Source organism: Brevibacterium sp. UMB1308A (assembly GCF_030230605.1).
In the GTDB taxonomy this organism is placed as follows: domain Bacteria; phylum Actinomycetota; class Actinomycetes; order Actinomycetales; family Brevibacteriaceae; genus Brevibacterium.
This window is the reverse complement of sequence record NZ_JASPDO010000008.1, coordinates 75579-84682: the sequence shown is the minus strand read 5'-3', so window position 1 is coordinate 84682 and position 9104 is coordinate 75579. Positions and strand designations below refer to the sequence as shown.

The window sequence follows — 9104 nt, the reverse complement described above, 5'->3', positions numbered from 1 at the left end:
GGGAAGCGCCATAACGCAGCGATCATGTGCCTAGCCCGGCGCCGACTAAACGTCATGTACGCGATGATGAAAACAGGTACGCTATACGAACCCCGCACCCCGACCGCGGCTTGACAAACACCATAGGGACACCCCCCTTACAAGCAGCCCGAAGAACCGTTACACCACGCAAAGGGACTTGAACTTCTTCTGACTCCGCCCATAGCATAAGGGGCCTGACGAGGCTCACCATGATCGAGTTCCCTTCCAACGACGCAAACGCGTCCGCCCAGTTTTTCAAAGACGCGTTCACCTTGGAGCATCTGGCGTACGGGCCCCAATACACAGACGTGCAGTTGGGAGCAGAGCAAACGCTCGGTTTCCAGGGTGATGCGGGCGAGGCACCCGCAGCGCCGCTGGTGGTTCTCGAGGTAGATGACCTGACGACCGTCCGGGCCGACATCGAAGCCGCGGGTGGGACGATTACTGTCGAACCCTTCGACTTCCCAGGCGGACGACGTATGCACTTCCGAGAGCCCGGCGGCAACGAGTTGGCTGTCTGGGTTCGAGCCTGACAAGCCGAGAATGGTCCGCAGTGCGGACCCCCTTGAGAGCGACGATGACGATGTGTAACAAACGCGCACGGTTCCCACGGGGATCGGCTGCACCCGTGTCTCCGCCTCGTCACAAGCGGAGTCGCTCAAGGCGCAATCTGTCGCGCTCGAAGCGGAAGGGGGCGAACGGGTCTTCACCGACGTTGCGTCCGGTGCGCGCCGACCGGCGGGCAGGGCCAAGTTCACTACCGAAGACAGTGGCTACCGAGACGCCAATGCGCACGCTCTGCGCACTGTGGCCGCCTTCTCGGGCCTCACCCGTCTGGTGACCAACGCGTGCCAGATCGCCGTGATTCTCGTGGGTGCGTTCATGGTGATAAAGGGACACACTGAGGTGGGCGTTCTGACCGCATTCCTCATGTCTCTTCGCCGTTTTTACGGGCCGCTGAATGAGCTGATCCAGAACTTCAACCTGTACCAGTCGGCCAAAGCCGCGTTGGAAAAGGTCGCCGCGGTCCTCGCCGTGTCCCCCACCGTGACCACCCGACCGGGTTCGGAGAAAGAACTGCCGGAGACGACCTCGGGACGCCGGATTGAGTTGACCGGTGTCGAGTTCGCGTATGCCGACGGCGCGACCGTTCTTCCTCGTATGAATCTCACTGTGGGCGCGGGACAGACGGTGGCCCTGGTGGGTGCGACGGGTGCGGGAAAGTCCACCTTGGTCAAACTCATCGCCCGGTTTTACGACCCCAAGGCGGGGTTCGTGAGCGTCGACGGTGTGGATATACGCGATATCAGCGATGCTGAATTACGCCGCAATATCGTCATGGTGACGCAGGAGTCGTACCTCTTTTCTGGGTCGATTGCCGACAACATTCGCGTGGGTAAACCGGACGCCACGGACGCCGAGGTGGAAGATGCCGCGCGTGCTGTGGGCCTGCACGACTATGTGGCTGGGCTCCCGGACGGTTACAACACCGATGTGAAAAAACGTGGCGGTCGGTTAAGCTGCGGGCAGCGACAACTCGTGTCGTTTGCGCGAGTGTTCCTGGCCGATCCGCGAGTAATCGTGCTAGATGAGGCCACAGCGCATCTGGACATTCCCACCGAGCGGCTCGTGCAAAAAGCGCTCGAATCGGTTCTTGCTGACCGCACGGCGATCATCATCGCGCACCGTCTCTCCACGGTCGCGATCGCCGACCGAGTCTTAGTCATCGACGCCGGTCGGGTGGTTGAGGACGGTACACCCGATGAGCTCATTCACGCCCGCGGGCGCTTCTCGCAGCTCCACAGCGCGTGGAGGGACACCCTCGCCTAAGTGTTCTGGGGCTTATCCACGGCCCCGCCGAAACGCCGGTCACGCTGAGCGTACTCGAGGATCGCGTCCCACAGGGTCCGCCGGTCGACATCGGGCCACAGCACGTTTTGGAACACCATTTCCGCATACGCGGACTGCCATATGAGGAAGTTCGAGGTGCGTTGCTCCCCCGATGACCTCAGGAACAGGTCAACGTCCGGAATGTCGGGGTTGTAGAGTCTGCTGTGCAGGCTACGTTCCGTGAGCTTGCCGGGCTTGATCTTGCCTGTAATTGCGTCTTCAACAGCCGCGTTCATGGCGTCGACGAGTTCCGCTCGCCCACCGTAGTTGACACAGAACTGGAGGGTGAGTGCCGTGTTGTTCTTGGTGAGTTCCTGCGCGTCTTCGAGTTCTTTAATCACCGAGCGCCAGAGGCGGCCTCGTCGTCCCGCCCACACGATGCGGACCCCGGCGGTGTGGAGTTCTTCTTTACGCCTGCGGATCACGTCGCGGTTAAAACCCATGAGGAACCGGACTTCTTCTGGGGACCGTTTCCAATTTTCAGTGGAGAAAGCGTAGGCGCTCAAATACTTCACGCCGATTTCCATGGCCCCGTAAATCACGTCGAGCAGGGACGCTTCGCCTGCCTTGTGGCCTTCGGTTCGAGGAAGTCCGCGTTCGTTCGCCCAGCGACCGTTGCCGTCCATCACCACTGCAACGTGCGTGGGAAGGATGTCAGCCGGGATGTCCGGTGGGGTCGCCCCGCTAGGGTGGCGCGGAATTGCTTGGCTCATTGGACCTCCACAAGGTTGAGGGATTTCACGCGACGTTCCAAGTGCCACTGGACGTAGTCATACACAATACGGGATGCCCGGTTGACCGCGTGTGCTTGTGCAACATGCGCCTGAGCCCAGTTCGCGTTGAGCAGGTTGTGCAGAAGCACGGTCGCGTCTTCCCCCGCATTGGTGTCGGCTGCTGTGCGGCATGCCACGCACACAACTCCCCCGCTGTTGAATGAGAACGCGCGGTGAGGCCCCGGCGCCCCGCAGCTCACGCACGCGTCGAGTCCCGGCTCCCAGCCGGCTGTGCGCATGGCGCGCAGCAGGTAGGCGTTGAGGGCTAGCCGAGGTGGGTGCTCCCGGTTGCACAACGACCGTAACGCTGCTGACAGCAGCAGGTACTGATCGCGCGTATTGGGTTCGTTTTCGGTCAGTTTCGCCGCGGTTTCGGCCATGGCGGCAGCTGCGGCAAACACGTCGTAGTCGCCTACGATCCCATGCCCAAAGGGTTCAACGAGCTCCACTTGCGTGACGATGTCCAGATTGCGCCCAATATGGGCCTGGAAGTCGACCATCATGAACAGATCGAGCCGTGACCCGAAGCGACTTTTGGTGCGCCGTACTCCTTTGGCGACAGCACGGATCAGACCGTGATCGCGGGTCAGGATCGAGACAATGAGGTCGGCCTCACCTAATTTGGTGTGGCCAACCACAATGCCCGTATCCCGATAAAACCTCACGCGTTGTCGCGAACTGCCCGGTTAACAGCGGAAATGAGAGCGCGGATCGATGCCCGTGTGATGTTCGGGTGCATTCCGGCACCCCACAGCACTCGGTCGCCCACGGAAAGTTCAACATAGGCTGCCGCCATAGTGTCGGCACCGGCCCCAATGGCGTGTTCGGTGTAGTCCTGAACGCGAATGTCCAGGCCAAAGTGCTCGTTGAGGACGTTCACGGTTGCGTCCAGTGGACCGTTGCCATACCCCACATATGAGCGTTCCTGGCCGTCGACCAAAAACGCTAGCTCAATGCGTTCGGTCATGCGCGAATCGAATTCTTCCGACTGCGATTCGGTCTTGAAGCTCAAGGGGCGGAATCGTCCCCACTGCATGTCTGAGGCTTCGGCTGGCAGGTATTCGTCCCGGAACAGTTGCCACATGTCGCGAGCCGAAACTTCTCCACCTTCTTCTGTGCGGTTTTGCACGACTTTCGAGAATTCGACCTGCATGCGACGGGGCAAGTCCAGCCCGTATTCGCTCTTGAGCAGGTAGGTGACTCCGCCCTTGCCCGACTGCGAGTTCACGCGAATAACTGCTTCGTACGAACGGCCCAAGTCCTTGGGGTCCACCGGCAGGTACGGCATGTCCCATTCCATGTTGTCGACCGCGATGCCGGCTTCCTGGGCTTTCTTTTCACGGTCTTTAAACGCTTTGTTAATGGCGTCCTGGTGCGACCCCGAGAACGAGGTGAACACCAAGTCTCCGCCGTAGGGGTGGCGTTCGTGAACTCCGATCTGATTGCAGTGTTCAACCGTGTGAATGACTTCGTCGATGTTCGAGAAGTCGAGTTCAGGGTCAACACCTTGCGTGTACAGGTTCATCGCAACCGTCACCAGGTCGAGGTTTCCGGTCCGTTCACCGTTCCCGAACAGGCAGCCTTCTACACGGTCGGCTCCTGCCATGAGTCCCATTTCGGCCGCAGCGACTCCGGTTCCACGGTCGTTGTGCGGGTGGAGCGAGATCGCGATCTTGTCGCGGTTGTCGATGTTGCGACAGAACCATTCAATCTGATCTGCGTACGTGTTAGGGGTTCCACGTTCTACGGTTGCAGGCAGATTCACCACAGTGTCGCGCTCTCCGTCAGGACCCCACTGATCCATGACGGCTCCCACGATGTCCACGGCGAACTGCGGTTCCGTGTCAACGAAAATTTCCGGCGAGTACTGGTAGCCAAAGTCAGCATCCCCCAGCATCGACTCGGCGTACTTCATCACGGCCTGCGTGCCTCGCACCGCAATGTCTGTGGTTTCTGCGTACCCGTTGCCTTTGAAACCAAACACGACTTTGCGGAAAACCGGCGCGGTGGCGTTATACATGTGGACTGTTGGTTTCTTGGCCCCCACGAGCGATTCGACCGTACGTTCGATGAGGTCTTCACGCGCTTGTGTCAGAACCGAAATGCGCACGTCGTCTGGAATTGCGTCTTCTTCAATGATCTGGCGCACAAAGTCAAAGTCGTGCTGGCTGGCTGCCGGGAACCCTACCTCGATCTCTTTGAAACCGAGCTTGACCAGCAGGTCAAACATCTGACGTTTCCGCTCCGGCGTCATGGGGTCGATGAGCGCTTGGTTACCGTCGCGCAGGTCCGTTGAGAGCCACCGAGGTGCCTTCGTGATCCGCTGGTCTGGCCAGGTGCGGTCTTTCAGGTCGATCTGAATGCGATCAAAGAACGACTTGTATTTGTGGAAGGGCATGGGGCTTGGTTTTTGGTTGTTCACGTGTCTCTCCTCGTTGTGAAGTTTGGGGCCACGACAAACTCCGCGACGAGGATTGGCCTAAGAAAGCTCGTCGCGGCTGATAAGGAGGAGACTGAACATGTGGCCATGTTATGCACGCTACGCTCGCGTTTCATAGCCATGACACCATGTGAGATCTTGTCCATTGCTCACCACAGTTGCTAGTCAAACTCGGCAGCAGCTCGCGCTACTCGAAACTTGTGACCTTCGGAAGATTCGCAGGTCATTCCGTCTTCACCGGACCGGCAGGTGAACCCGTGCGCACTGATCGATTCCCCATAGTCCAAGACGTTTGCCTCTGTGGGCAGGCCACGGTTCACACACGAGAAGCCTGCACCGTCCTTTTCCACGACGACCACTGAGCCGAATGGGTCAACATCGCATTCGTTCGGTGCATCCCCGGGGTCAAAGTCAAATTCGCGTATGGTGCAACGCGCCCGGTCTGCGTCGATCGTGCACACGATGTTGCTCGACGGCGCCATGAACGCTTTCACGTCTTTCGCTTCGGCGTCCTGACCTTCTTCGGAGTCACCGGATTTTTCACCGGCCTCTTCCTCACTCCCAGTGTCGCCAGATTCGTCTTCGCCAATACTTCCACTGTCTCCGCCGGGCTGGTTCGCAGACTGCGTGTTCCCGTCTGAACGCTGCAGCTGGTCGACCACAATGTATCCGCAAATTCCCAGCGCTACGACAACCGCAATCACCACCATGGCAATCGCAACTCCTGGCACCTTCCGCTTGGGTTTCGTGGGCTCAGCGTGAGGGTACGCCTGGGGTTGAGGTTGGTGGGGTTGTGGTTGTGATTGTTGGGGTTGGGGGTGTTGGGGTTGAGCCGGAGGTGGTTGCACCGGAGGTGAAGGGAAAGAGTGTTGGGGTGTCCCCTGTTGCTGTTGTGAGCGCTGTGACTGAATGGAAGGACCGTATGCGCCGGGCCCGGAGGGGGTGAACTGTGTGGTGGGTGCAGAATAGTCGTCTGTTTTGCTCTGACGGCCCATTTCTTGCAGTTCTTCAAGGCTGAGACTACGCGTAGCTTCCTGAGAGCTGTCGCCCGGCTCGTCCGAAGTTTGGGGACGCACAAAAATCTGCCGAGTGAGAGATTCACGCTCGTGGTCACGGTTGCTCATAACCCTTAAGTCTACAGACTGCAGAACCCTTTTCCCGCGTGGCTTACCTCATGCGCAAAGTACGAACATGACATAATGAGCGCATGTTCGCAAAGAAGACTGTGGCCCTAGCGCTATGCACAGGCGGTGTTCTCGCCGCCCTCACTGCATACCCCGCGGTTTCGGACGAACAGCAGAATCTCCAACCGCCGGTAGTGCGGACCCCGTCCCCTGCCACCAACGACAGCCCTTCTCAAAGCACGCACCTTGAAGCACCTCGGGTAAGCCTGGGAACAGACCGTGTCACGCAGGGACTCATCCCGGGTGTTGGCCCCGATACCATGGCGAAGCTTCCCTCTGACGCACGCCAAGTGTTGGTCGCGACTTCGCCTCGAGCTGCCGATAACACGTCGACCCTCAACATGTACGAATACCGCGACAACGAGTGGAAGCAGGTCAAGTCTTTCGCATCCCACAACGGTCGGGCCGGATGGCGGGAGAACCGCACCGAAGGTGATGAAACGACCCCAGCTGGCGTGTTTTCTCTCTCTGATGCGGGCGGAACGCTCAAGGACCCCGGTTCCAAACTGCCGTATTCGCAAGACGTGAACCTGTCCGCAACCGCACAAAACGTGTACGGACCAGACTACGCCCAGGTTTTTGACTACGTCATCGCGATCGACTTCAACCGTGTCACTGGCACCGCACCCACCAACACCGAACGCCCGCAGGGCAAGAAAATCGGTGGGGGTATCTGGTTGCACGTGGACCACGGAAAGGGCACCAACGGGTGTGTGACTGTGCAAAAGAATGAAATGGCCTGGCTTCTGCGCAGCCTTGACCCGGACAAGAACCCCCACATCATCATGGGCGACCAGGCGTTTATCTCCCAGTGACCTCGGCCAAGCCAAGCACCGAACTCTGGGCGGTCCTCCCCCAGCACCGCGCACTGCCTGACACCTCGGGCGAACCCGATCTTGTTGAACTCTACGACTCCCACATGCCTCCTGGCGGTGTGCGCGTGCAGTCGAACATGGTCATCAGTGTCGACGGTGCGGTCGCGGGAGCCGATGGACTGTCTCGTTCCGTCTCCACTCCAGCTGACATGCGGGTCTTTTCCGTTGTCCGGTCCCTTGCCGACGCCGTAGTGGTAGGCGCTCAGACCGTACGCTCTGAGCGACTCACGCGCATGTCCCCCAAACCAGCCCACCTCAACCAGCGTCACGCACGTGGGCAGGCTGATGTGCCCGTCTTGGTCATTGTGACGTCCAGTGGAGACCTTCCGTGGGATCGCATCAATGAGCGCGGAACTTCGCCTGTTTGGGTGGCCACGAACACTTCAGACCCGCAGGTTCTTGCGGAGCTACGCCGCCACGCTGACGAAGTTCTCGCTGGTATTGAAAGCCCGCAGGCGGTGAAAGACGCCCTCGTTGCCCGAGGTCTGCGCCGCATTGTGTGCGAAGGTGGCCCCAGCGTGTTAGCGCAGTGGATGGATACCGGCCTCATTGACGAAATGTGCCTCACGGTTTCGCCTAAACTGCTCAGTGCCCCGGGGGCGCCACGGCTGTTCGGTGAGGGTATTGCGACTGCGCGCGACGTGGAGGTTTTGAGCCTGGTCACCGATGGGAACTCCATGATGTACCGGCTCAAAGTGCAGACCCGCGACTCTAGTCGCTGAGCAACCGGGTCATCCAGTTAGCGACGTCGTCATTCCACTGCACGGGGTCCACGTTCCATTCTTTTGTGTGACGCGCTTTGCTCCACGGTGGCATGGTCACCAGGTCGTTGCGCACAGCAGCCAAAGCGCGCGACGGCCCCACCGGCACAAATTCGTCGTCTTCGGAGTGGATCAAAAGAACGGGCACGGCCAGTTCTGCTGCCCTGCGCACCCAGTCCATCCGGTCCAGGTCCAGCGGGGTTTCAAGGCCGGTAAACGGACGCGCCCACGGACGAGTGATCATATCCAAGGTCAAACGCGCAACCGGCGTGGGCAAGAAATTCTTGCGGGCCTGGTGGTCTAAAACGTTGTACCAATCGACAACCGGGCCGTCCAAAACCATGCCTTTTACGCGGTCGATGTGACGACCTCGGGACGCAGCCTGGAAGACAATCGCACCGCCCATTGACCAGCCGAACAGCACCACGTTCTTAGCGCCATTGGCCAGCGCCCAGTCGATCGCAACATCCACGTCGAGCCATTCGGTGTCCCCCAGGCCGTACCGGGACGTGCTTTCGCGGGGAACCTCAGTGTCGTTGCGGTATGCAATCGCTAAAGAAGGCACGCCGAGGTCGTTCAGGACGCCCGCTGCCCGCAGGCCTTCCGCGCGGGTGCCTGCACGGCCGTGGACCAGGATCGCCCACGTGTCCGACGGGTTGGGATCAGTTGTGGGAAGGAACCACGCGGGCAGTTCGCCTGCGTCCGATCGGAGTGTGATGTCTTGGTATGGAAGTCCTGTTGAGCTGGGGTGCGGGTAGACAACCCCGGTAATTCTGCCCCAGCGGGCGGTGCGCAAATCACCTCGGGTGACTGAGATGACTTCGCGCGACACAGTTTGGGAAACCGGGTCATATTCAATGATGTCGCCGATCTGAGCGTGACCTTGACCAGAGTTGAAAAACAGGCCATATGTCCCGTTGACCAGAACATCTTCGTCTGCACTCAAGTGCACAATCATGTTGTCATCGAAACCTTCGACGTGCAAGATCTCAACATCTTCTGGAGCTGTCTCTGGGACAATCAGGCGGCGGGCAAAATACACGGCCAACCCTGAAGACGCGGCTGAAACGAGCAAGCTCGCTCCAACACCGATCCCAATTCCAGTCAGGGCGTACCGCCAACCGCGTGGCACGTGCGATGTCATAAGAACCTCCTTGTCA

General features: G+C 59.6%; 10 protein-coding genes. 4 read left to right on the top strand and 6 right to left on the bottom strand.

Features of this window, described 5'->3' with window-relative positions:
- The first annotated feature begins 230 nt into the window (after positions 1–230).
- On the top strand, positions 231–554 hold the full coding sequence (locus tag QP868_RS05565) for a VOC family protein (RefSeq protein ID WP_284925617.1): 324 nt from the start codon (positions 231–233) through the stop codon (positions 552–554).
- Positions 555–663: 109 nt separating this feature from the next.
- Here QP868_RS05565 and QP868_RS05560 read toward each other — a convergent pair whose 3' ends face one another.
- Positions 664–816 (bottom strand): hypothetical protein, encoded by a 153-nt coding sequence (locus QP868_RS05560; protein WP_284925616.1) that lies wholly within the window; start codon positions 814–816, stop codon positions 664–666.
- A gap of 12 nt (positions 817–828) precedes the next feature.
- Here QP868_RS05560 and QP868_RS05555 point away from each other — a divergent pair, with 12 nt between their 5' ends.
- Complete coding sequence (locus tag QP868_RS05555; RefSeq protein ID WP_473964628.1) at positions 829–1851, top strand: ABC transporter ATP-binding protein; 1023 nt, start codon at positions 829–831, stop codon at positions 1849–1851.
- Here the strand turns inward: QP868_RS05555 and QP868_RS05550 are convergent.
- From QP868_RS05550 to QP868_RS05535, 4 genes are all read right to left on the bottom strand, one after another.
- Positions 1848–2624 carry an isoprenyl transferase gene (locus QP868_RS05550; protein ID WP_284925615.1) on the bottom strand — a complete coding sequence of 259 codons (777 nt, stop codon included), beginning with the start codon at positions 2622–2624 and terminating at the stop codon, positions 1848–1850. The two genes, QP868_RS05555 and QP868_RS05550, sit on opposite strands and share 4 nt — an antisense overlap.
- Complete coding sequence (gene recO, locus QP868_RS05545) at positions 2621–3349, bottom strand: DNA repair protein RecO (protein WP_284925614.1); 729 nt, start codon at positions 3347–3349, stop codon at positions 2621–2623. Before recO ends, QP868_RS05550 begins: the two co-directional genes overlap by 4 nt.
- The gene (gene leuA / locus QP868_RS05540) at positions 3346–5082 is read right to left on the bottom strand and encodes a 2-isopropylmalate synthase (protein ID WP_284925621.1); all 1737 of its coding nucleotides are present in this window, start codon (positions 5080–5082) and stop codon (positions 3346–3348) included. The genes recO and leuA overlap by 4 nt, the downstream gene beginning before the upstream one ends.
- Positions 5083–5285: 203 nt before the next feature.
- Entirely contained in the window at positions 5286–6248 is a 963-nt protein-coding gene (locus tag QP868_RS05535; RefSeq protein WP_284925613.1) for a DUF6636 domain-containing protein, read from the bottom strand.
- An 83-nt stretch (positions 6249–6331) separates the two neighbouring features.
- Between QP868_RS05535 and QP868_RS05530 the strand changes: the two genes are divergently transcribed.
- Both QP868_RS05530 and QP868_RS05525 read left to right on the top strand, forming a co-directional pair.
- Positions 6332–7123, top strand: coding sequence for a L,D-transpeptidase family protein (locus tag QP868_RS05530; RefSeq protein ID WP_284925612.1), 792 nt, complete (start codon positions 6332–6334; stop codon positions 7121–7123).
- On the top strand, positions 7120–7905 hold the full coding sequence (locus QP868_RS05525) for a dihydrofolate reductase family protein (RefSeq protein ID WP_284925611.1): 786 nt from the start codon (positions 7120–7122) through the stop codon (positions 7903–7905). Before QP868_RS05530 ends, QP868_RS05525 begins: the two co-directional genes overlap by 4 nt.
- Here QP868_RS05525 and QP868_RS05520 read toward each other — a convergent pair.
- Positions 7895–9088 (bottom strand): alpha/beta hydrolase, encoded by a 1194-nt coding sequence (locus QP868_RS05520; RefSeq protein WP_284925610.1) that lies wholly within the window; start codon positions 9086–9088, stop codon positions 7895–7897. The genes QP868_RS05525 and QP868_RS05520 overlap by 11 nt on opposite strands.
- Between the last annotated feature and the right edge of the window lie 16 nt (positions 9089–9104).

Bases quoted from the DNA above. Each gene is read 5' to 3' on its own strand.
- QP868_RS05565 (WP_284925617.1), top strand. From the start codon at position 231: ATGATCGAGTTCCCTTCCAACGACGCAAACGCGTCCGCCCAGTTTTTC.
- QP868_RS05550 (WP_284925615.1), bottom strand. From the start codon at position 2,624: ATGAGCCAAGCAATTCCGCGCCACCCTAGCGGGGCGACCCCACCGGAC.
- QP868_RS05535 (WP_284925613.1), bottom strand. From the start codon at position 6,248: ATGAGCAACCGTGACCACGAGCGTGAATCTCTCACTCGGCAGATTTTT.
- leuA (WP_284925621.1), bottom strand. From the start codon at position 5,082: ATGCCCTTCCACAAATACAAGTCGTTCTTTGATCGCATTCAGATCGAC.
- QP868_RS05530 (WP_284925612.1), top strand. From the start codon at position 6,332: ATGTTCGCAAAGAAGACTGTGGCCCTAGCGCTATGCACAGGCGGTGTT.
- QP868_RS05520 (WP_284925610.1), bottom strand. From the start codon at position 9,088: ATGACATCGCACGTGCCACGCGGTTGGCGGTACGCCCTGACTGGAATT.